The sequence below is a fragment of the Streptomyces sp. NPDC002467 genome (assembly GCF_042889825.1).
Taxonomy (GTDB): domain Bacteria; phylum Actinomycetota; class Actinomycetes; order Streptomycetales; family Streptomycetaceae; genus Streptomyces.
The window spans coordinates 284293-306132 of sequence record NZ_JBIARJ010000008.1 but is presented as its reverse complement, the minus strand read 5'-3'; the positions used below and the strand labels follow the sequence as shown (position 1 = coordinate 306132).

Genomic DNA, 21840 nt, shown 5'->3' with positions numbered 1-21840 from the left:
CATCCCCGTTGATGCCCGGCACGGCCGATGGTCACCCGTGTGGGACCGTCGGACCGGCCCCAAGATTTTGTCGGCTCCGGATGCGGTGCGGAAGCGTGACATACGGCACACCGGTGACGGTCCCGCTGCGGCAGGATGGCCGGGTGACCGACCAGGACCTTGATCCCGCCACCATGCGCAAGCAGTACCGCTCGGAGATCGTCGAGGAGGAGAGCCTCGCCGAGGACCCGATGCGGCAGTTCGCCAGGTGGTTCCAGCAGGCCGCCGACGCCCACGTCTTCGAAGCGAACGCGATGATCGTCTCGACGGCGACGGCGGACGGCCGTCCCAGCTCCCGCACGGTGTTGCTGAAGCAGTTCGACGACCGCGGCTTCGTCTTCTTCACCAATTACGACTCCCGCAAGGGCCGGGAGATCGCCGAGAACCCGCGCGTGGCGCTGCTCTTCCCCTGGCACCCCATCGCCCGGCAGGTCGTCGTCACCGGCACGGCGTCCCGGATCGGCCGCGACGAGACGGCGGCGTACTTCCGCTCCCGTCCGCACGGCTCGCAGCTGGGAGCCTGGGCGAGCGAGCAGTCCAGCGTGATCGGCTCCCGCGCGGAACTGGACCGCCGGTACGCGGAGCTCGAAGCCCGCTACCCGGAGGGCGAGCAGGTCCCGGTCCCGCCGCAGTGGGGCGGGATCCGTGTGGTCCCGGACGAGGTGGAGTTCTGGCAGGGCCACGAGAACCGCCTGCACGACCGGCTGCGGTACGTCCTGGACGCGGAGGAGTGGCGCGTGGAGCGGCTCTGTCCTTAGCGGCATCCGAAAAACAGACGACCCGCGGGCTCGGGTCTCTCCCCTGCAGTGGGAGAAGCCGGCCGGACGTACCGGCGAGCCCGCGGGTCGGGTGACTGCTGTGGATTGGCGCTCGGCGATCCCGCCGGGCACCGCACTGGGTGCGTGCGACGACGGGCGCTTAGCCCGCAGCCACCTCACGCGTCCGGTTTCCGTACATTTCGGGAACCACCTCCCTTCTCGTGTACGTCAGAGCCTAGGCAGGCGTCCCCGTGGCCACAACCGTTTTATTTCCCCGCCGCTCCGGGGCCGGGGTCCGCCTGGACGGAGCACGATCCGAGGGGGAGACATGCCGCAATCGGCGCTGCCGCGGGAGTACCGGACGAGATCGGGGAACTGGGTCGTGATCACCGCGATCGTCGTCCTGTTCGGAGGGGGCTGTCTGAAGACCGCCGACCTGCCCGTGTCCGACGGGATCAAGTGGCTGATCATCGGACTGTTCGTGGCGCTCGGAACCTTCGCCGTCCTCAGCAGGCCGCGCAAGTACACCATCGTCGACGACCAGGGCATCGTCATGCGCAACTTCGGTCGCCCGCGCCGGATCCCCTGGGACGGCATCCACGAGTTCCGCACCGTCGCCCTGCAGACGTCGGCCGTCGGCGCCGCCGTGCCCAAGGTCATGACGTACGCCTACCGGGCCGACGGCCGGGGCGTCCCCCTGCCGTGCGTGGACAGCACGGAGCTGCCGGACCTCGCCCGGGAGGTCGCCGCACTCCGGTCCCTCCTGCACGAGCGACGCCGGCCCGACTGGGCGCCGGACCCGAGGGCGGAGCGGCGCATCGCCCGCCGGACGGCCTGGTACGACGGGCTCTACCGCTGGTCGTCGGGTTGGCGGGTGTTCGCCGTGGGCGCCGGCATCGCCGTGGTCGTTCTGGCGGGGGTCTTCGGCGCCGTGTTCCTCTTCGGCGACCGCTGACCGGGTTTCCCGGACCCAATCCGCGGAAAGCAGTGTGGGCTGCGTCACGTTCGCGTTCAATGATCTGACGTGCCGCACACGCGAACACCTGCAGGGGGTGCCAGGTGAGTGCTTCCGGACGTAACGAGACCGCCGACGATCTGCTCGCAGCGCTGCTCGACGGGATGGACGCCGCCCTGTGCGCGTTCGACTCCGACGGCGTGATCACCCACTGGAACCGCGAAGCCGAGCGGATCCTGGGCTGGTCGGCCGCCGAGGCCGTGGGGCGCAAGGGGTTCGAGGGGTGGGCGGTACGGCCCGCCGACGCCCAGGACGTGCAGGACAGACTCATGGCCGCCCAGGACGCACCCGGGCGGCAGGTCCACGAGTTCGCCCTGCTGACCAAGGACGGCGGGCGGGTCCTCGTACGGACCCAGTCCGCCGGTGTGCCGGGCGCGGACGGGAAGCCCGCGGGGGTGTACTGCGCGTTCAGCGAGGTGCACGCGCAGATCGACCTGGAGCGGTCCATCGCGCTCAGCGAGGCCCTGATGGAGGACGCGTCCTGGGGCGTCGTCCTCGTGGACGTCGACCTGCGGCCCGCCGTGGTCAACGCGCACGCCGCACGTGCCTTCGGCACCGGCCGCACCGTACTGCTCGGCAGGCCCCTCGGAGAGCTGCTGACGCAGGGCGTGGAGGAGCTGGAGGGCGCCCTCCAGCACGTGCTCGCCGAGGGGGCGCCGCCCGCGCCCGTGGAGATGTGGGTCTCGGTGCGCACGCCCGAGGGGGTGCGGCGGCGGTGCTGGAGGTGCGGGTTCCTGCGGCTGGCCTCGCCGCTCGCCGAGGAGCCGGTGCCGCTGGGGGTCGGCTGGGTGTTCCAGGACGTCACCGAGGAGCGGCAGGCGCAGCTGGACACCGCGCAGCTGCGGTTCCGCGCCCACCAGCTGCACCGCGCGGGGCGGGCCGCCGCCGAGTGCGAGGACCCGGCGGAGGCGGCGGCGGTACGTCTGGACTTCGCCCTGGCGGGCTTCGCCGAGCACGCGCTGCTGGACGTACTGGACCCCTCGGTGGGCCTGGAGCGGCGCAGGCTCGTACGGTCGGCGGCCTCGCCGCCGGAACTGCCGGGGCCCGGTTCGATCCCCGTGCGGTACGAGGCCGGTCACCCGGCGTTGCAGGCGCTGGACCGGATCGGTTCGGTGCGCGCCAGTTCTCCCCGCGGGGAGGCGGACCCGGAGTGGGCGCGGGCCCGCCAGTGGCCCGAGGGCGCGGCGCACGGGCTGTGCACGGTGCTGCGCAGCCGGGGGCGGACCCTGGGGGCGTTGACCTTCCTGCGCGGGCCCTCGCGGCCGGCGTTCGAACGCGCGGACGCGGCGTATGCGGAGGAGGTGGCGGCGCGGGTCGCGGCGGACCTGGACCTGGCGGGCCTCGACCTGGACCAGAGGCGGCCTTGAGGTCGGCTTGAGGCCGCTTCAAGGTCGCCCCGGCCGCCCGGAGGCCGCCCGGCGGGGCCGGTCAGTGCCGGAAGAAGATCCGGTCGCCGTACTCCTGCATGACGCGGCCGTTCCATTCGTGGCCGCCGTCCACGTTGCCCGAGCGCAGCAGCGGCGGCTCGATGCCGCGGGCGACGAGTTCGCCGGCCGTCGCGGCCATGACCGCCTGCATGATCGCGCTGGTGACGACCGTGGAGGCGGGGGCGAAGGGGGCGTCGATGCCGTCGAGGCTCAGCTCGGCGTCGCCGACCGCGATCTTGCTGTCGAGGACCACGTCGCAGTGGTCCTTCAGGAAGGTGCCGGAGACGTGCCGCGACTTGGTTCCGGTCGCGTACGCCACCGAGGTCACGCCGACGACCTTGAGGCCGAGGGCGCGGGCGTTCATGGCCATCTCGACCGGCAGGGCGTTGCGGCCGGAGAGGGAGATGATCACGAGGACGTCGCCCTCGGAGGCGGGGCTGCTGTCCAGGACGGCGCCGGCCAGGCCGTCGACCCGTTCCAGGGCGCTGCCGAGGGTGGCGGGCATGACGTCGACGCCCGCGGTGCCGGGGACGGCGAGGAAGTTCATCAGGGCCAGGCCGCCGGCCCGGTAGACCACGTCCTGGGCGGGCAGCGAGGAGTGCCCGGCGCCGAAGGCGAAGAGCCGGTTCCCGGCGGCGACGGCGTCGGCGACGAGCGCGCCGGCCTCGGCGATGCGCGGCCCCTCCTCGTCCCGCACCCGCTCCAGCAGGCCGATGGCGGCGTCGAAGAACTGACCGGCCAGCTTGCTCTCGCTCATACGCCGATGGCCCTTCCGAAAGGTGGGGGTGGGGTGCGTGCGTGTTCGCCGCTCACCGTGCGGTCTGGACCAAGGGCGTGTCAATACGAACGTCAATCCTGTGGCTCGACATGTCGGGGACATGTCCGGGACGGGCCTTGACGCTCGACACGGGACGGTTGTCGGCCCGATGCGTCAGAATTGGGGGCAGGGCCAGCGCACGCAATCCGAGGGGCACGAATGTCCGGACTGATCGACACCACGGAGATGTATCTCCGCACCATCCTTGAGCTGGAAGAGGAAGGTGTGGTCCCCATGCGCGCCCGGATCGCCGAGCGGCTCGACCAGAGCGGCCCGACGGTGAGCCAGACGGTGGCGCGCATGGAGCGCGACGGCCTGGTGGCCGTGGCCAGCGACCGTCACCTGGAGCTGACCGACGAGGGTCGGCGGCTGGCGACGCGCGTGATGCGCAAGCACCGGCTCGCCGAGTGCCTGCTCGTCGACGTCATCGGCCTGGAGTGGGAGCAGGTGCACGCCGAGGCCTGCCGCTGGGAGCACGTGATGAGCGAGGCGGTGGAGCGGCGGGTGCTGGAGCTGCTGCGTCACCCGACCGAGTCGCCGTACGGGAACCCGATCCCGGGGTTGGAGGAGCTCGGGGAGAAGGCCGAGGCCGACCCGTTCCTGGAGGACGGCATGGTGAGCCTGTCGGAGCTCGACCCGGGCGCCGAGGGCAAGACCGTGGTCGTGCGCCGGATCGGGGAGCCGATCCAGACGGACGCCCAGCTGATGTACACGCTGCGGCGGGCGGGCGTGCAGCCCGGCTCGGTGGTCAGCGTGACGGAGTCACCGGGCGGGGTGCTGGTCGGCAGCGGCGGCGAGGCCGCGGAGCTGGAGGCGGACGTCGCCTCGCACGTGTTCGTGGCGAAGCGCTGACACGAGCCGGTGCACTGACACCGGCGCACGGGCAGTGGTGCACTGAACCGGTGCACTGACGCCGAACCGCTGACGCGGGCGGCTCCGGCGTGGTGTGGTGTTCTGTGCCGAGACGTGGTGTGTGGACGGTCCCGGCGCCTCGCGGCGCCGGGACCGATCCTCCCCTGGTGACCTGGAGCCCCGAGCTCTCAAGGTCTTCCCCTTCGGACCGTCTTCCCCGAGCGGCCCGCCTCCCTGTTGAAAGGATCTCCATCGGCAGCGGCGGCCAATCCTTGAGCAAGGTCACTCGAAAGAGCGGTGTTGCCGACGAGAAGTCCGTTTTCGAATGAGGGTTCGATAGTCTGGCCGGGAGCGAAGGGGGTGCATCTGCGGTGGTACAGCGCATCGATGTGACAGGGGCCGATGGTGTGCGCCTGGCCGCCTGGGAGTTCCGCGAACCGGCCGCCGAGGCGGACCCCCGACCGGGCGTGCTGTTACTGCACGGCCTGATGGGCCGCGCCTTCCACTGGGCCTCCACCGCCCGCTGGCTCGCCGAGCACCGCCGCGTCGTGGCCCTGGACCAGCGCGGACACGGCCAGAGCGGCCGCCCGCGCAGCGGCCCCGCGCCGCACACCTCCCTGGGCCGCGAGGCCTTCGTGGCCGACGCCGAGGCCGCCGTCGAACAGCTCGGCCTCGCGCCCGTCACCCTGATCGGCCACTCCATGGGCGCCCTCACCGCCTGGCAGCTCGCCGCCCGCCGCCCGGACCTGGTCGAAGCCCTGGTCATCTGCGACATGCGCGCCTCGGCCCTCGGCGAGGCCTCCCAGCGGGAGTGGGAGGAGTGGTTCACCCGCTGGCCGCTGCCCTTCCCCACGCAGGACGCGGCCCGCCGCTGGTTCGGCGAGGACGACCCCAGGGTGGAACGCCCCGACCCCGGCCGCGGAGCCTTCTTCGCCGAGGTGATGCACGAGGCCCCGGACGGCTGGCGCCCCCTGTTCTCCCGCCGGCAGATGCTGACGGCCCGTGAGACCTGGGTCCACGACGCGCACTGGGAGGAGCTCGCCCAGGTCCGCTGCCCGACCCTGGTGGTCCGCGGCCTCGACGGCGAACTCGGCCGCGCCGAGGCCCAGGAGATGGTCCGCGTCCTCCCGGCCGGCCAGTACGCGGAGATCCCCGACGCGGGCCACTACCTCCACTACGACCAACCGGCCGCCTGGCGCGCGGCCCTGGAGCCCTTCCTGGAGGGGGTCGGGGCCCAAGCGCCCTGAGCCCGGGGCCGGTCGGACCGCATGGCAAGCTGAAACGGCCAGGTGTGCAACCTGATGTGATGGTGCATCCGTTTCGTGAAGGGGGGGCCGTGTGTCATTCGAGGAGGAATGGGCGGGGTTCAAGGCAGACGCACTCACTCGTCAGCCGGATTCGGTGCAGATGCGCCTGAACCGGGCCCCGGCGGGCGAGACCCGGGGCGACGGCGACGTGCCGGCGGGCGGGGCGGGATTTTCGATCAATGCCCGCTCTGTCAACGGCAGTTCGCATCTGCTGCTGGAGATCGCCGGCCTGCTCTACGAAGGCCGGATGGACGGCGAGAACGCGACGCAGTGCCGCGTACCCCGCGCTCACGGTGATGTCGCGGCGAGCGTCGACACCTTTGCCAGGTTCGCGAAGGACCAGTACAACGACATGGTCGTGCTCCTCGCCTCGCTGTCCACCAAGCTGAAGTCGGCCGGAAACGAGCACACGGCTGTCGACCACGGTGTCCAGGCCCAAATGAACTCGATGGTGGATCGCGGGCGGTACGTCGCCCCGGAAAGCAGGTGACGGGGTCCGTGGCCTATCACAAAGACGTCGCGTTCCTCGAAGACGCCAACCCCGCACTCATCGACCGCAACGCCGCCGAGTTCCGGCGGCTCCACACGCTGATCGAGTCGGCCGACGACGCGTTCCGCAAGGCCGCCAAGGTGGAGTGGGAGAGCGAGGCCCGCGACGCCTATGTCAAGCGCCTCGACGAGAGCAAGAGCCTGGCCGAGGCCCTCTCCGGAGCCTTTCGCCAGGCCGGCTCGGCCCTGGCGGCGTACTCCGACGCTGTCACCACCGCCAAGGGGCACTACAAGAACGGCAAGCACACCGAAGGAAGGCTCTCCGAGGTCATGTCCCGGGAAGCGCAGCCGATCACCCCGGCGGCGCGGGCCGCGGAGCCGCTGCGGCGGTGGGAGGACCTGCGGGGCACGAGCGGGGTACTGGACTTCTTCGCCGAATTGACAGTCGACGTCGATGCGATTCGCGAGGAGGCCGAGGGCTACTACCGCCAGACCAAGGACCACTTCGGTGACGCCTTGCGGGTGGAGTCCGAGGCGAGGGACAAGTGCCTCGCGGACATCAAGGCGGCGTACGTCTCGATACCTGATTTCCAGGGAACCGTGCCGGATGCGGAGCAGTTCCTCAAGGGCCTGGGTCCGCTGCGCGCCGAGGCGCGCGAGGCGAGTGACGACCCGTACGTACAGCTCCCCGGATCGGGGCCGAAGATCGATGGGATACCGGCGACGGGCAGCCATGTGGTCGTCTCCGAAGTGCTCATGCGGATCAACAATCGGCTCGACGGACTGCCGCCGGCGCAGGGCAACAACTACTGGCTGCCGTCCGATTCCGATGACGGCCGCCGCGCGTACATCTACGCGAACCGGGAGCTCATCAAGGACGCGGCGACCGCATCGGGCCTGCCGCCCGAGATGCTTGCGGGCATCGCCTGGCAGGAGGCCGAGGGCAAACCGCGGATCGTGGACGACGCGGCCTACCAAGGGCGAAGGATCCTGCCGGGGACCGAAGACCCCGATCTGACCTCGATGGGCCCCCTCGCGGTACAGGTGCGCCGGGCCGCCGAGGTCCTGGGGTACGACCCGCACCACCTCACCGACGCCCAACGCGATCAGGTGGTGGACGCGCTGAGGGACCCGGCGAAGAACATCTACATCGCCTCCGAGTACCTGGCCCAGCTCAAAGCGGAGAGCGGCTTCGCGGACGTGCCGCCGGAGAAGATGACCCGGGAGCAGATGAGCGAGCTCGCCGCCCGCTACAACGGCGGCCCCTACCATCAGAGCGATCAGGCGCAGGGATACGGTCAGCGTTTCGATCGCACGGTGAACGACGCGGGGAGAGCGCTGAGTGAGCGGCATGGGTGAAACCACTCGGAAGCCGCCGGGGGGCGCTTCGCCGATCGGGTCGGCCGTATGTGCCGTTGTACTGGTCCTGGGGCATCTGGCGACGGGGTACTGCGGTCTTCTCGCCTACACGATCGAACCGGACGGCCCTTGGGACACCGACGCCGGCGCCTACTCCGGCTTCGCGGCCGGGACCGGGCTGGCCTTCGCCCTCGTGTTCGCCCTGCTCACCTGGGTGTTCGTGAAGGCCGAGTGGCTGACCAGGCGATGGTTCGTGGTCCCGGCCGTGCTGGCCCTCGCCTTGGGCGTGCGGTTGCTCGCCGTCCTCGCCACCGCCTGACCCGCACGGGCCGGGCACACGCCGCGGCCGGAGCACGTACGGCCCTCCCGGAGCGGGAGGGCCGTCGGTCTGGAGGTGCGGGGGCGGGTCAGCCCTTGCTGACCGCCTGGAGGATTTCCGGGAGTTTGCGGGCCACCGTCGGGGCCGAGATGCGTAGGCCCGCCCATGTGGCCAGGGTGCCCCAGGCGACGCCCACCGGGAGCAGGAGCCAGCCGATCGACTGCTGGTCGGTCACGGCGGCCCAGACCGTCAGGGCGATCACCGGGGAGCTGATCAGCGCCGAGGCGAGGAGTCCGCCGAAGATGCCGCTCCAGGCGAGTCCCGCCTGACCCGGGGCGACGTTCTTGAAGGCGCCGTCCGACGGGATCGAGTACGGGAACCGCGCCGAGGCCAGGGCGCCCGTGCAGAGCATCGAGCCGAGCAGTCCGAGGGCCAGGCCCAGGGCGGCCGGGAAGCCGGCCCAGTTGTCGACCAGAGCGGCCGTGAGCGCCGTGACCAGCACCGTGTACGGGACGGTGACCAGGGCCGTCGCAAGGGCGCGGGCGCGCAGTTCCACATACGCGTCGCGCGGGGTGGAGATGGTCTGGGCGACCATCCAGAAGGCGGAGGTGTCCTGACCGAACTGGTTGTACATCTGCACGCCGAGCATGCCCGCGCCGAAGCAGGCGAGGTACACGGAGCCGGTGCCCTGGAGGGCGTTGAAGACCGGGACGATCACGCCGATCGCCAGTGCCGTCACCCACGCCGACTTCGTCTTCGGATCGCGCACGACGTAACGCAGGGTGCGCTGCATGGCCGCGCCCGTGCGTCCGCCCGGGAGGAGGGACCAGAAACCGCCGCCCGTGCCGCGGTCCTTCTCGGGCTTGGCGGCAGCGATGGTCGAGCCGTCCGGGGTGACCATCAGCTTGGTCAGGCTGCGCTCCCAGAACCACAGCAGCCCGGCGAGCGCCGCCAGGGTCACGGCGAGCTGGGCCGCGGCGACCCCGTACGAGCCCTCGCTCGCGGAGTCCACCATGCCGACGGCCGTCGCGGGCGGCAGCCACCGCACGACCGCCTCCACCGGCTCCAGCTGGGCGAGCCCACCCGCCTGGAACAGGCGCCGACTTGCGAAGTTGACCAACTGGCCGCCGAGCGCGATCAGCAGACCGCTCAGCAGCGCCAGGTCGCGTCCCTTGCGGCTGGTCAGCAGCCGCACGTTGGCCGTGGCCACCGCGCGGGCCAGGGCCACGCAGCCGAGGATCAGGAGGGGGACGGCGAGGACGGCGGCGGCGATGCCCGCGCCGCCGTGCGCGACCGCCACGACCGAGCCGATGGCCAGGCACAGGGTGAACAGCGGCCCGATGCCGACCAGGGAGGAGGCGAGGAGGGCCCGTACGAGCGGCCGCGGGCGCAGCGGCAGCATGACCAGCCGGCTCGGGTCGAGGGTCTCGTCGCCGGTCGGGAAGAACAGCGGCATGAAGGCCCAGGCCAGCGCGATGATCGCGGCCAGCATGACCACGACCGTGCCCGCGTGGGCGTGGCCGCGCAACAGGGCGAGGCCCAGCGTGAGGAAGAAGCCGACCACGAGGGTGAAGGCCAGGGTGCCGAACCAGGCGGCCTTGCGCTTCGAGTTGCCCTTCAGCCCGTTGCGCAGCAGCGACAGCTTGATCCGGATGAAGATCGGCGTCAGCGGTACCGCGGCGGTGGGGGAGGCGGGCGCGGCGGATGCGACGGATGTGGCGGAGGCGGCGGTCATCGTGCGGCCGTCCCCGAGCCGGAGCCGGAGGGGGAAGAAGAGCCCGTGCCCGCGCCGCCGCCCAGCCAGTCCAGGGAATCCCCGGCCGCGGCGCGCCCGTGCGCGCCGACCAGTTCGAGGAACGCGGCCTGCAGCGAGGGCGCGGAGCCCCGTACGTCGGCCAGCGGGCCCGCGGCGCGGATCTGGCCGGCGGCCATCACGGCCACCCAGTCGCACAGCGACTCGACGAGTTCCATCACGTGGGAGGAGAAGACGACCGTGGCACCGGACGAGGTGTAACGTTCCAGCACCCCGCGGATGGTCTGCGCGGACACCGGGTCCACGCCCTCGAACGGCTCGTCCAGGAACAGCACTTCCGGGTTGTGCAGCAGCGCGGCCGCCAGGCCGATCTTCTTGCGCATGCCCGTCGAGTAGTCCACGACCAGCTTGTGCTGCGAGCCCGCGAGGTCGAGGACCTCCAGCAGCTGCGTCGCCCGCTTGTCGGTCTCCTCGCCCGACAGGCCCCGCAACCGGCCCATGTAGCCGAGCAGCTCGCGACCCGACAGCCGCTCGAAGAGGCGCAGCCCCTCCGGCAGGACGCCGATCCGCGACTTCACCTCGGCCGGGTCCGCCCACACGTCGTGGCCCGCGACGAACACCCGCCCCATGTCCGGGCGCAGCAGGCCCGTCACCATCGACAGCGTCGTCGTCTTGCCCGCGCCGTTGGGGCCCACGAGACCGATGAACTTGCCCGCCGGCAGTTCCAGGTCGATGCCGGAGACGGCCACCTGGTCCCCGAAGCGCTTCCACAGACCTTCCACCCGCACGGCGGACGGCGCGGATCGCGCACCGTCCGTCCCGTACGTCCCGCCCGTCGCATCTGCCTGGTCCGGCATGTGCGCCTGCCTCTCTCCACGTCCCCGTTTGGTCGTACTCGTCGTTCGTTCCTCACCATAGGAGGAGGGGGAGGGGGGCGAGCAGTTACTTATGTCATCAGTTCCCAGGGTGAAATCGCAGGTGCGCGCGCCGACGGGGGACCGGCCGGCCGGCCGTCAGCCCTGGCGCCGCCTGCGTTCCGCGGCCTCGCTGCCGCAGGCGTACGCCAGCGCGTCGATCAGCTCCTCGGTGTCCGGCAGCCACCGGTTCGCCGGAGTGGGCCGCCGCGCCCACTGGACCGAGCCCCGGCCGCCGAAGCGGGTCGGCGGCGCGGCCACGTACTCGCCCTCGCCACGCGCCACCAGGTCCAGCCCGGACGGCGACCAGCCCGACTTCCGCACCAGGTCGGCGACCTTCGCCCCGGCCCCCGGCAGTACGAAGAACAGCATCCGGTGGTCGGGAGTCAGGGTGACCGGTCCGATGGTGCGCTGCATCCGCTCCAGCCGCGCCAGCGCCAGGAACCCGGCCGAGTCCGGCACGTCCAGCGCGTCGAACGTACGGCCCGTCGGCATCAGGATCGAGGCCTCCGGCTGCCGCGCCCAGATCCGCCGGACCTGCACCGCGCTGCCGGTGGCGTGCGCCGCCCAGTCCTTCACCGCGGGGTGCGCGCCGGGCACCGCGCAGTCCGCCGCCCCGCAGGAGCACAGCTCCCGACCGTCCGCGGGTTCCAGCCAGGTACCGGCGAAGACGTCCCAGTGCCGTTCTTCCGCGTACCGCACGGCATGGTCGAGCAGCAGTTCGCCCCGCTGCTTGGGGATGGGCGCGGTCTCCGTGACTCCGATGGTCTCTTCCACGCCCATCACAACTGCCCGGGTCACCCGGGGTTACGGGCGTAAACCGGCCGGTGGGCGGAGCATCGATCCTGCATACGGGGCGCACCGATGCACACGTGGGGGCGCGTAGGAGCCCGGGGCGCCGGAGTTGGGTAGCGACACGACGCAGAGCGGATGATTCTCCGCACATCAGGCGGGAAGTGATCATTCCAACGATCACCCGCGGCCACTGGGGGTTTTCATGGCAGCCAGGCCTCTCGTCGCGCGCCAGCCGAATGAACGGCTTCAGGCGCTCATCCAGGAAGCCGGGTGCTCGAACGCCGGGCTCGCCCGGCGCGTCAACATGTGCGGGGCCGAACACGGCCTCGACCTCCGCTACGACAAGACCTCCGTGGCCCGCTGGCTGCGCGGGCAGCAGCCGCGCGGCCGGGCACCCGGGATCATCGCGGAGGCACTCGGACGCAAACTCGGCCGTACCGTCACCATCGACGAGATCGGCATGGCCAACGGCAAGAACCTCGCCTCGGGCGTCGGCCTGCAGTTCTCCCCGACCGTCATCGGCGCGATCGAGCAGGTCTGCGAGCTGTGGCGCAGCGACGTCGGCCGCCGCGACTTCCTGGCCGGCTCCAGCGTGGCCGCCTCCGCGCTGGTCGAGCCGAGCCGCGACTGGCTGATCACGGGCGCCGATTCGCAGGTGGCCCGCAACGGCGGCTCGCGCGTCGGGATGTCCGACGTCGAGGCCGTACGGGCGACCACCGAGGCCCTCAAGGACCTCGACCACCGCTTCGGCAGCGGGCACGTGCGTCCGGTGGTGGTGCACTACCTGAACTCCGTGGTGTCCGGGCTGATCGGCGGCTCGTACCGGGAGCCGGTGGGCCGCGCGCTGTTCGCGGCGGTGGCCCGGCTGACGGAACTGGCCGGCTACATGGCGGTCGACACCGGCCAGGCCGGGCTCGCGCAGCGCTACTACATCCAGGCGCTGAGGCTCGCCCAGGCGGCCGGTGACCGCGCGTACGGGGGCTACGTACTGGCCGCGTCGATGAGTCACCTCGCGGCCGAACTGGGCAACCCGAGGGAGATCGCGCAGCTGGCGCGGGCCGCGCAGGAGGGGACGCGCGGGCAGGTCACCCCGCGGGTGGAGGCCATGTTCTACGCCGCCGAGGCGCGCGGGCACGCGCTGCTCGGCGACTCCCGGGCGACGGCGGTGCTGTCCTCGCGGGCGGTGAACGCGCTGGAGCGGGCCGAACCGGAGTCCGGCGACGACCCGGTGTGGATCGGCCACTTCGACCAGGCGTACCTCGCGGACGAACTGGCCCACTGCCACCGGGACCTGGGGCAGGGGGACGCGGCGGCCAAGCGGGCCGAGGAGGCGCTGCGCGGGCTGCCGGCGGGCAAGGCGCGGCGGCGGGCCATCGGGATGCTGCTGCTGGCGGCGGCGCGGGTGCAGCAGCGGGAGGTGGAACAGGCCTGCCAGACGGCCGCGCAGGCGGCGGAGCTGCTGGGCGGGCTCCGCTCGAACCGGGGCGCGGAGTACCTGGAGGACTTCCGGATGCGGCTGGACCCGTACCGGGACGAGGCGGCGGTACGGGAGTTCACGGCGCGGCTGGACTCCGGGGTGAGGGTCGCGTAGGAGCGGAGAGGGTGGCGGCGGGCGTGGCGGCGGGCCGGGCGACCGGCCTGGCGGGGCCGGGGCGGCCGGCCGGCCTGCCGGGTGCGGGGCGGCCGGTCCGGCGGGTGCGGGACGGGCCGGCGCGCGGTGGGGGCGGCCACAGGATGTACGGACCATCCATATTGGGGCGGCCAGGACTCCTGTGGGCCGCCCCTCGGGAAATTATGATCAAGCAATGTCTGACATGACCGAAACCGCGTCCGGCTGGCTGTCCGCGGACGAGCTGGAGACCGCCAGGGCCAGGATGCCGATCCTGTACGTCGAGGCCGTACCCGTGCGCGTGGACGCCAGCGGCGAAGTCACCGATATCGGGCTGTTGCTGCGCATCGGTCCGGACGGAACGGTCAGCCGGACCCTCGTGTCCGGCCGCGTCCTGCACCACGAGCGGGTCCGCGACGCCCTGCTGCGCAACCTGGAGAAGGACCTCGGGCCGGTGGCCCTGCCGCGGGTGCCCACCTCCCTCCAGCCGTTCACCGTCGCCGAGTACTTCCCCACGGCGGGCGTCACCCAGTACCACGACCCGCGCCAGCACGCGGTGTCCCTGGCCTACGTCGTGCCGGTGACCGGGGACTGCCGACCGCGTCAGGACGCGCTGGACCTGGTCTGGGTCAGCCCGCGGGAGGCGGCCTCCGCGGCCCTCCAGGGCGAGATGCCGGGCGGTCACGGGGTGCTGCTCAAGCAGGCGCTCGCCCACGTGGGGCACGCGTACTGACCTCCGTCCGCCGCGGGCCGCGCACGCGGGCCGTCGGGGAGCCGTTGCCGGACGGGCTGCCGGGGGTGCGGGGTGACCGGGTAGCGTGGGCCGCCGGTCGAACGGGTCGGGCGAGTCGGAGAAGGAGTCCCCGTGACGCAGAACGGACAGGGGGGTGCCCCCCAGCCGGGTGCCCCGTGGGGTCCGGACCCGGCGTCCGGGTATCCGGTGTACCCGCCGCAGGAGCCGGGCGGTCCCGCCTACGGCTACCCGCAGGCGTACCCCGACCCGCAGGCCGCGGCGCCCGGGCACGTGGTGGGTCCCGGGTACGAGGGGCCGGGCGATCCGCACGGCTACGGCTATCCGCCGATCCCCGAGGCCGCCACCCAGTACATACCGCCCGTACCGGCGGACCCCGCGGTGCCCGGGCCGGACGGGGCGGCGACGCAGTACGTCCCGCCCGTACCGGCCGCGCCCGTGACCCCGCCGGGCCCGGCGATGCCCGCGCACCACGAGGCGGCCACCCAGTACATGGCCCCCGTGCCGGGCGGCCCCGTGCCGGGCGGGGCGGCGCCGTTCGCTCCGCCCGCCCCCGCGGCCCCGGCCGGACCCGCGCACCACGAGGCGGCGACGCAGTACGTCCCGCCCGTACCGGCCGCGCCCGCGACCCCGCCGGGCCCGGCGGGGCCCGCGCACCACGAGGCGGCCACGCAGTACATCGCCCCGGTGCCGGCCGGCCCCACGGCGCCCGCCGCGCCCGTTGCCCCCGCGCACGAAGAGGCGGCGACCCAGTACATCCCGCCCGTGCCGGCGGGCCCCACCGACGGGTTCGACGGGCTGTTCCGCGGCGAGGATGTCGGGCACACCCAGCAGCTGCCGCCCATCCAGGAGCCGGTGCTGCGCCGGCAGCCGCCGCGCGCGCAGGGCCCCGTACCGCCGCACGCACAGCAGCAGTACCAGCAGCACCCGCAGCAGCACCAGTACCAGCCTCAGCAGCAGTACGTCCCGGAGCCCCCGCCGGAGGACGCGGCGCGGAGGATCTCGCCCGGCATCATCGCCGCCGTGGTCATCGGCCTGGTCGTGGTCGGTCTCGGCGTCGGCTCGCTGCTCGGCGACGGCAAGCCGCAGAACAACGACCCCGGCGCGGTCGCTCCGGCGCCCAGCGCCTCCGGCGGCAAGGCGGCGGCAGGCGAGGCCCCCGTCGACCCGGCCCGCCCGCAGGCCGTCCAGTTGGACAAGCTCCTCGCGGACAGCAACGACAGCCGGGCCTCGGTGATCAAGGCCGTGGACGACATCAAGGGCTGCAAGAACCTCGACCAGGCCGCCCAGGACCTGCGTGACGCGGCCCGCCAGCGCGAGGAACTGATCACCCGCCTCCAGGAGCTGAAGGTGGACCAGCTCCCGGAGAACGCCCGCCTGACCGCCGCCCTCACCAAGGCCTGGCAGGCCTCCGCGGACGCCGACAACAGCTACGCCGCCTGGGCCGACGACGTCGACGACGACAAGTGCAAGGACGGCAAGGCCAAGAACTCGTCCAACGCCGCCGACGGCAACAAGTCGAGCGGCGAGGCGACGAAGGCCAAGGAACAGGCCGCGACGCTGTGGAACAACATCGCGGCCAAGTACGGACTCACCAAGCGGGACAAGTCCCAGCTCTAGGCCCGTGCGCTACGCGCTCCGGGGCGTCTGTTCCAGGGTCGGGGTCATGTCCAGGGACTGCTCGCCCGGCTGCGCCACGAGGCGGCCGGACTGGACGACCTGGAACGTGACCCGGCCGTTGACGATGCGGGGGAAGCCGGCGACGGCGCGCATGTCCTGGTAGCGCCAGCTCAGATCGGGGGTGAGGCCGCCGGTCTTGACGCCGTGCACCTGGTTCAGGGCGCGTGCGACCTTGCGGGCGTTGACGTCGTCGTCCTTCTTGAAGCCCTTGAGGATCTGCTCCAGGACCGTGTACGCGATCCACGTCGTCTGCGTGCCGCTGTCGTCGGCGTCGACGGTGTCGTCGCCGAAGGCGAAGTCGGCGATGACCTCCTTCATCGGCTGCCAGAGCGGATCGGTGGCCACCGGGTACCAACTGGTGACGTACGCGCCCTCGAAGGGGCTGTCCTTGCCGCCGGTGCGGTCGACGAGGGACTGGCTGACACTGCCCAGGACCGAGGCGATCTGGGGCTTCTTGCGCTGGGGTTCGGTACGGCGGAAGGCGTCGAAGAAGGTCTCGGTGCGCTCGCCGAGGACCGCGGTCACGCATCCGTTGTTCTTGTCCTTGGCGCCGCCGCCACCGCTGGTGTGGGAGAGGGCCTCGCGGGCCTGCGCCGTGAAGTCGGCGGAGTCCTCGGCGGCCCGGATGTCGGAGGCGTCGGGCATCTGGTTGGCCCGCAGACCGGCGTTGAGCAGCACCGGCAGGCTGTCGCCGACGAGGGTGTCGGGCCGGACCAGGGCGACCTTCTCGCAGGCGTGGCCCAGCTGGTGGCCGGCCCCGGTGATGAGGACGGGCTGGCCGCCGTTGACGGGGTAGGAGAGGGTGGACTGGAATTCCTCGGAGGAGACCCCGTATCCGCCGATGAAGGGGATGCCCTCCACCTCCAGCGGGGCCATGAAGGCGCGTCCGTGCTGGCTGTATGAGCCGACGACGGCCACGGCCTTCTCCGAGATGGCCTTGCGGGCGCAGTCGGCGGCGCCGGTGGCGGTGTTCTTCTCGTTGCAGGTCAGGACGCGGAGCTTGCGGCCGTTGATGCCGCCCTTGGAATTCACCCAGCGTTCGTACGCCTTGGCCATGCCGATCATTCCCGGCATGTTGGTCGCGTTGGTGCCTTCAGGTGCGAAGGTCATGACGGTGAGGGTGTCCCCGGAACCCCCCGAGCCCCCTGGGAGCGCCCCGCATCCCACCAGGAGACACGCACCCATCGCCGTGGCCACCAGGGTGCGGGAGAAGGATGCCGAGCGTCGAGAGATGGTCATGTCCATGCACCATTCCGCTCCGCAGGTAACTCACGAGTGAGATGGACGCAACATCGGGTGACGTCAAGGTGAATTACAGGAGTGTCGTCCTCCACGGGCGCTTCAAGATCGTGCCCAACGGGAACGTACGATCGAAAGCGTGACATTCGCCCAAGACCCGAAGAACCCTTCCCGCCGGGGCAGCCGCTCCTTCACCATGGGCGGCATGCCCCTCAACGACATGCCGTGGTGGCGCTGGCGCGGCAACGTGCGCTCGGCGCTGCACATGCTCTCCGATCCGGCCTTCCACGAGGACACCTGGCTGGCCGGCGCCGAAGGGTACGGGGACGTCACCGACGCCGTGTACCGGCTCGTCGAGGACACCTGGCTCGACAGCTGGTCCGCCGAGAAGTACGTCGGCACGATCTTCCGCGACCCGCAGGAGGCGACCCTGGTCGACCTCGCCGTCCTGCGCGTGCTCCGGATCATGCACCAGGTCGGCCCCGACGCCCCCGTCTCCGCCTACCTGGAACACCACGCCTGGCCCGAGGCGGTACGCGCCGCGCGCGAGGCCCACGTACGCATGGCCACGGCCGACGGGGACGACCCGGACATGCGGCCGACCTCGCTGGAAGTGCTGCGGATCCTCACGCGCGCGGTGTGACGGTGCGGTCTGCTGCGTGGTCTGACTGCGCGGTGTGACGGCGCGGTGTGAAAGGCTGTGCGGTCATGAGCGACCCGCACAACGAGGCCCCGGCCCAGCCCCAGCCCCTGCCCCAGTACGTTCTGACCGTGTCCTGCCCCGACAAGCAGGGCATCGTGCACGCCGTGTCGAGCTACCTGTTCATGACCGGCTGCAACATCGTGGACAGTCAGCAGTTCGGAGACCGGGAGACCGGGCTCTTCTTCATGCGGGTGCACTTCGAGGCCGAGCCCGAGGTGACGGTCGAGAAGCTGCGCGCGAGCTTCGCCGCGATCGGCGACTCGTTCAGGATGGACTGGCAGATCCACCTCGCCGACGAGCGCATGCGGATCATCCTGATGGTGTCCAAGTTCGGCCACTGCCTCAACGACCTGCTGTTCCGTGCGCGGATCGGGGCGCTGCCGGTCGAGATCGCGGCCGTGGTCTCCAACCACACCGACTTCGCGGAGCTGGTGGGCTCGTACGACGTGCCGTTCGTGCACATCCCGGTGACCAAGGACACGAAGGCGGCGGCCGAAGCGGAGCTGCTGGAACTCGTCCGTGCCGAGAACGTGCAGCTCGTGGTGCTCGCCCGGTACATGCAGGTGCTGTCGGACACCCTGTGCAAGGAGCTGAGCGGGCGGATCATCAACATCCACCACTCGTTCCTGCCGAGCTTCAAGGGCGCGAAGCCGTACCACCAGGCGCACGCGCGGGGCGTGAAGCTGATCGGAGCGACCGCCCACTACGTGACGGCCGACCTCGACGAGGGGCCGATCATCGAGCAGGAGGTCGAACGGGTGGGCCACGAGGTGACCCCGGACCAGCTGGTTGCGGTGGGTCGGGACGTGGAATGCCAGGCGCTCGCGCGTGCGGTGAAGTGGCACAGCGAACACCGCGTCCTCCTGAACGGCTCCCGCACGGTGGTCTTCGCGTAGCGGTCACGGCGCCGTTGCCGGGGGCGCCGCCCCCGGACCCCCGCTCCTCAAACGCCGAAGGGGCTGGAAGACCAGCCTCGCCGGCGTTCGAGGCGCGGGTCCGGGCGCAGAGCCCAGGATGCCGCGCAGCGTCATCTCCGGCCCCCGTCCCCAACCCGCCGCGAGGCGTCAGGCGTCGGGTGCCTCCACACCGCAGTACCCCGCGAACGCCGCCAGCACGTCGTCCTCCGCGAGGCGCCCGTCCTCGTCGGGGTCGAGGGCCGCGGCCACCTGGCCGGCCAGCTCCGGAGCGGTGCCCAGCACGCGCAGGACACGGGCCGCCGCGGCCGGCGTCGCGCCCGCGCCGTCCTCGTCCGCCACCGCGATCACGGCCCGCAGGAACGGCCGGGCGATCTCCGCGAACCTCTGCGGGTTGTCCCGCAGCCGCTTCGCCGCACCGGTGATGAACTCCTCGCGGGAGACCCGCTGGTCCCCGTCGACATCGGCGATCCCGGCCATTCCCTGCCAGAACGCCTCCGCGCCCGCGAAGACGGCCTGGCCCTTGTCCGACCGGGCGGTGGTGCCGAATTCGGCCAGGACGGCCTTCGCGGCAGTGCTGAAGTCCTCCCGGTCGATATAGCCGGACCCATCCTGGTCGAAGGTGGCGAATCGGGCGGCGATCTTGCGCTCGTATTCTGCGCTGTCCATATTCGGCGTTCCGCCTTCACGTGTGCGGTGGGGTACAGATCAAGACAGGACAGGAGCGTAAGGCCTATGTGGCCTGCGCGTTAAGCGAAGCGGTCAAGCAGGTGGCCGCATCGAACCCGCGCACGGGGAGCGCGGTGGGGCGCGTACACCAGTGCCATGTGCCGCCGCCCGCAACACCGTTCGCACACCATCCGCACCACTGCTCACACGTGCTCACAACCGGCCACGGCTCTATCACGGAGGGCATCCTTCCGAGGCGAGGTTCGCCCAAAACGGGCGCGGGACGCTCCGTGCCCATTACATTCGATGAGTCGACACACGGCCCACGGCTGGGGGCACTTATGGCGAAGGACGTACCACCGCGCTGGGACCGCCGCATGCAACAGCGCCTCGCGCGCGGCGAGGCGGCCGCGCTCGGTGAGCTCTACGACCGTTTCGCCTCGCTCGTGCACAGCCTCGCGCACCGGGTGCTGGGCGACGAGAAGGCGGCGGACCGGATCACCCGCGAGGTGTTCGGCTACATCTGGGAGAACCCGGACGCCTACGACCCCAAGCAGGGCTCGATGCGTTCCTGGGTCGCCCGGATCACCCAGGGGCAGGCCGTGGCACGGCTGCGCCAGGCCGAACTGGGTCGGGGATCGCGTGAAGAGCTGGAGCAGAAAGTGCGCAGTGCCAACGCGGCCGCCCGCGCGGACTACATCGTGACCTCCATGCCCGCACCACTGCGCGCCGCGCTCGAACTCGCCTACTTCAAGCGGCGCGACTACCGGCAGGCCGCCGCCGACCTCCAGATCAGCGAGGACGAGGCGCGCCGTCGGTTGCGGCTCGGCCTCCAGCTGCTGTCGACCGCCAACGCCCTCCCGCAGGAGGACATGGCCCGGCCGCCCGGATACGGCCCGAGCGAATATGGAACGTCCCGATGAGCGGCCCCGCCGAATCGCCCGACGACGGATACGACGGATACGACGGAAGCGACGGATACAAGGGATACGACGGCCACGGTGGCGGTGGCGACGGCGCAGCCCCCGGATCCCGTCCCCACCCCGGCGGCGGTTCACGGATACCGGGTCCCCGCGGAGCCGCCGACGACCTCGACCCGCGGCACGCCCCCGAGCCGCTGCCGCAGCCGCCGCCCTCGCACTCCGTGCTGAAGTCCCTGCTCGGAGCGTGGGCACTGGCCGCGTGCTCCTCCGAAGAGACCCAAGCCGTCGAGGACCACCTCACCGAGTGCGCGGCCTGCGCGGACGAGGCGCTGCGACTGCGCGACGCCGTCGGGCTGCTGCACCCCGAGGAGAGCCTCGACCTCAAGCCGCTGCTGCGCTCGCGGGTGCTGGAGGACTGCCTGGGCAAACGGCCGGCCCGCATCCCGGTGCCCGTGTGGGCGAGCCCGTACGACACCGAGACCGCGCGGCTCGACGCCCTGCTCCAGGACTTCGGCGACTCGGAATGGCACACCCCGGTACGCCTGAAGTGGTTCGAGGACGAGCGCAGCCGCACCCGGCGGACCACCGTGGCCGGGGTCATCGGACACCTGCTCACGGACGACGGGCTGGTCGCGGGCGCCCTCGGCCTGGACGATCCGCTCGGCCCCGACGCGCCGAAGGGCGACCCGTCCGCCCGCACCGAGCACTTCTGGAGCGTCTCGTCGTACCCGACGACGCGCCAGGTCCGCGAGCCGTGGCGGGACCAGGGGCACACCCTGGTGCGCACGGTGTCCTTCGCCGGGAGGGGAGCCGCGGAACTGTCCGTGGACTACGGCCCCTTCGTGCTGCCCCTCGGGGACGCGTTCCTGGAGCGGGCCTTCGAGTGCTGGGTGCACGCGTGGGACATCGCGGAGGCGGTGGACTACCCGTACGAGCCGCCGTCCGGCCCCCACCTGCACCGCATGATCGACCTGGCGGCCCGCCTGCTCCCGTCCGCCCTGGCCCAGCGCCGCCGCGCGGGCCTGGCGGCCCCGGCCCGCGGCCTGGTCGCGGCGGGCGCCCCGGGCCGCACGCTCCACCTGGAGATCGAGGGCGCGGGCGGAGGCGGCTGGGACATCGCCCTGGACTCGCCGGGAGCGAAGCCGTCGGCGGAGCGCACGGTGGCGGAGATCGCCCTGGACGGTATGGAGTTCTGCCAGCTGGCCGCGGGCCACATCTCCCCGGAGGAGGCGGCGGTAGGCCAACACGGCGACCGCGAGGCAATCAGGGACGTCCTCTTCGCGGCGGCTTCGCTGAGCCGGCTGTAGGGGTACGGGTCGACGCGCGGTCGGGACCTTCTCTTTTTGGGCCCGCCCCTCCGGCTCGGCGGCTGCCCACCCGCCTCCGGGTGCGGGTGGGGCCGTGGCGGGCGTCGTTCCGGGAGGGGGCTTTGGCTGTTCGGGCCGGGGTGTCTGTTTGCGGCGGTCACCCGGAGCCTCGCCGCAAGGGCGGTCGGGGGTGGGGGTGGT

General features: G+C 72.0%; 21 protein-coding genes. 15 read left to right on the top strand and 6 right to left on the bottom strand.

Going from position 1 to position 21840, the window contains the following annotated elements:
* Positions 1 to 173 precede the first annotated feature (173 nt).
* The 3 genes from pdxH to ACFYYJ_RS19395 all read left to right on the top strand — a co-directional run bounded on the left by pdxH (position 174) and on the right by ACFYYJ_RS19395 (position 3179).
* Positions 174 to 797 carry a pyridoxamine 5'-phosphate oxidase gene (gene pdxH / locus ACFYYJ_RS19405; protein WP_385128743.1) on the top strand — a complete coding sequence of 208 codons (624 nt, stop codon included), beginning with the start codon at positions 174 to 176 and terminating at the stop codon, positions 795 to 797.
* Between the two features lie 382 nt (positions 798 to 1179).
* Positions 1180 to 1752, top strand: a complete 573-nt coding sequence (locus ACFYYJ_RS19400) for a PH domain-containing protein (protein ID WP_389133937.1) — start codon at positions 1180 to 1182, stop codon at positions 1750 to 1752.
* A gap of 104 nt (positions 1753 to 1856) precedes the next feature.
* The gene (locus tag ACFYYJ_RS19395) at positions 1857 to 3179 is read left to right on the top strand and encodes a PAS domain-containing protein (RefSeq protein WP_385364071.1); all 1323 of its coding nucleotides are present in this window, start codon (positions 1857 to 1859) and stop codon (positions 3177 to 3179) included.
* Between the two features lie 61 nt (positions 3180 to 3240).
* Here ACFYYJ_RS19395 and ACFYYJ_RS19390 read toward each other — a convergent pair whose 3' ends face one another.
* Entirely contained in the window at positions 3241 to 3996 is a 756-nt protein-coding gene (locus ACFYYJ_RS19390) for an SIS domain-containing protein (protein ID WP_389133934.1), read from the bottom strand.
* A 219-nt stretch (positions 3997 to 4215) separates the two neighbouring features.
* On the opposite strand from ACFYYJ_RS19390, the gene ACFYYJ_RS19385 reads away from it, so the two are divergent.
* From ACFYYJ_RS19385 to ACFYYJ_RS19365, 5 genes are all read left to right on the top strand, one after another.
* Positions 4216 to 4908 carry a metal-dependent transcriptional regulator gene (locus tag ACFYYJ_RS19385; protein WP_385128706.1) on the top strand — a complete coding sequence of 231 codons (693 nt, stop codon included), beginning with the start codon at positions 4216 to 4218 and terminating at the stop codon, positions 4906 to 4908.
* Between the two features lie 371 nt (positions 4909 to 5279).
* On the top strand, positions 5280 to 6155 hold the full coding sequence (locus ACFYYJ_RS19380; protein ID WP_385128707.1) for an alpha/beta fold hydrolase: 876 nt from the start codon (positions 5280 to 5282) through the stop codon (positions 6153 to 6155).
* A gap of 91 nt (positions 6156 to 6246) precedes the next feature.
* A complete protein-coding gene (locus ACFYYJ_RS19375) occupies positions 6247 to 6705 on the top strand; it encodes a hypothetical protein (RefSeq protein WP_389133931.1) in 459 nt (152 codons plus the stop codon).
* A gap of 8 nt (positions 6706 to 6713) precedes the next feature.
* A complete protein-coding gene (locus tag ACFYYJ_RS19370; protein WP_389133930.1) occupies positions 6714 to 8063 on the top strand; it encodes a transglycosylase SLT domain-containing protein in 1350 nt (449 codons plus the stop codon).
* A complete protein-coding gene (locus ACFYYJ_RS19365) occupies positions 8056 to 8382 on the top strand; it encodes a hypothetical protein (RefSeq protein ID WP_389133927.1) in 327 nt (108 codons plus the stop codon). Before ACFYYJ_RS19370 ends, ACFYYJ_RS19365 begins: the two co-directional genes overlap by 8 nt.
* 88 nt (positions 8383 to 8470) lie before the next feature.
* On the opposite strand, the gene ACFYYJ_RS19360 is transcribed toward ACFYYJ_RS19365, so the two are convergent.
* The 3 genes from ACFYYJ_RS19360 to ACFYYJ_RS19350 all read right to left on the bottom strand — a co-directional run bounded on the left by ACFYYJ_RS19360 (position 8471) and on the right by ACFYYJ_RS19350 (position 11832).
* Complete coding sequence (locus tag ACFYYJ_RS19360) at positions 8471 to 10117, bottom strand: transporter (protein WP_389133925.1); 1647 nt, start codon at positions 10115 to 10117, stop codon at positions 8471 to 8473.
* A complete protein-coding gene (locus ACFYYJ_RS19355; RefSeq protein ID WP_389133922.1) occupies positions 10114 to 10992 on the bottom strand; it encodes an ABC transporter ATP-binding protein in 879 nt (292 codons plus the stop codon). Before ACFYYJ_RS19355 ends, ACFYYJ_RS19360 begins: the two co-directional genes overlap by 4 nt.
* A gap of 156 nt (positions 10993 to 11148) precedes the next feature.
* Positions 11149 to 11832 (bottom strand): bifunctional DNA primase/polymerase, encoded by a 684-nt coding sequence (locus ACFYYJ_RS19350; protein WP_385364082.1) that lies wholly within the window; start codon positions 11830 to 11832, stop codon positions 11149 to 11151.
* Positions 11833 to 12046: 214 nt separating this feature from the next.
* On the opposite strand from ACFYYJ_RS19350, the gene ACFYYJ_RS19345 reads away from it, so the two are divergent.
* From ACFYYJ_RS19345 to ACFYYJ_RS19335, 3 genes are all read left to right on the top strand, one after another.
* On the top strand, positions 12047 to 13435 hold the full coding sequence (locus ACFYYJ_RS19345) for a transcriptional regulator (protein WP_385128711.1): 1389 nt from the start codon (positions 12047 to 12049) through the stop codon (positions 13433 to 13435).
* Positions 13436 to 13658: 223 nt separating this feature from the next.
* Entirely contained in the window at positions 13659 to 14186 is a 528-nt protein-coding gene (locus tag ACFYYJ_RS19340) for an NUDIX hydrolase family protein (protein WP_385128744.1), read from the top strand.
* A 132-nt stretch (positions 14187 to 14318) separates the two neighbouring features.
* Entirely contained in the window at positions 14319 to 15824 is a 1506-nt protein-coding gene (locus tag ACFYYJ_RS19335; RefSeq protein ID WP_389133918.1) for a hypothetical protein, read from the top strand.
* Between the two features lie 9 nt (positions 15825 to 15833).
* On the opposite strand, the gene ACFYYJ_RS19330 is transcribed toward ACFYYJ_RS19335, so the two are convergent.
* The gene (locus ACFYYJ_RS19330) at positions 15834 to 17123 is read right to left on the bottom strand and encodes an ABC transporter substrate-binding protein (protein WP_389133916.1); all 1290 of its coding nucleotides are present in this window, start codon (positions 17121 to 17123) and stop codon (positions 15834 to 15836) included.
* Positions 17124 to 17319: 196 nt separating this feature from the next.
* Between ACFYYJ_RS19330 and ACFYYJ_RS19325 the strand changes: the two genes are divergently transcribed.
* Together ACFYYJ_RS19325 and purU are read left to right on the top strand one after the other, a co-directional pair.
* A complete protein-coding gene (locus tag ACFYYJ_RS19325) occupies positions 17320 to 17766 on the top strand; it encodes a hypothetical protein (protein ID WP_385128745.1) in 447 nt (148 codons plus the stop codon).
* A 65-nt stretch (positions 17767 to 17831) separates the two neighbouring features.
* A complete protein-coding gene (gene purU, locus ACFYYJ_RS19320; RefSeq protein ID WP_385128714.1) occupies positions 17832 to 18722 on the top strand; it encodes a formyltetrahydrofolate deformylase in 891 nt (296 codons plus the stop codon).
* A 168-nt stretch (positions 18723 to 18890) separates the two neighbouring features.
* On the opposite strand, the gene ACFYYJ_RS19315 is transcribed toward purU, so the two are convergent.
* Positions 18891 to 19409 carry an EF-hand domain-containing protein gene (locus tag ACFYYJ_RS19315; protein ID WP_385363657.1) on the bottom strand — a complete coding sequence of 173 codons (519 nt, stop codon included), beginning with the start codon at positions 19407 to 19409 and terminating at the stop codon, positions 18891 to 18893.
* A gap of 341 nt (positions 19410 to 19750) precedes the next feature.
* Here ACFYYJ_RS19315 and ACFYYJ_RS19310 point away from each other — a divergent pair, with 341 nt between their 5' ends.
* Together ACFYYJ_RS19310 and ACFYYJ_RS19305 are read left to right on the top strand one after the other, a co-directional pair.
* A complete protein-coding gene (locus ACFYYJ_RS19310) occupies positions 19751 to 20332 on the top strand; it encodes a sigma-70 family RNA polymerase sigma factor (protein ID WP_385128716.1) in 582 nt (193 codons plus the stop codon).
* Entirely contained in the window at positions 20329 to 21639 is a 1311-nt protein-coding gene (locus tag ACFYYJ_RS19305; protein ID WP_389133913.1) for a maleylpyruvate isomerase N-terminal domain-containing protein, read from the top strand. Before ACFYYJ_RS19310 ends, ACFYYJ_RS19305 begins: the two co-directional genes overlap by 4 nt.
* The last annotated feature ends 201 nt before the right edge of the window (positions 21640 to 21840 follow it).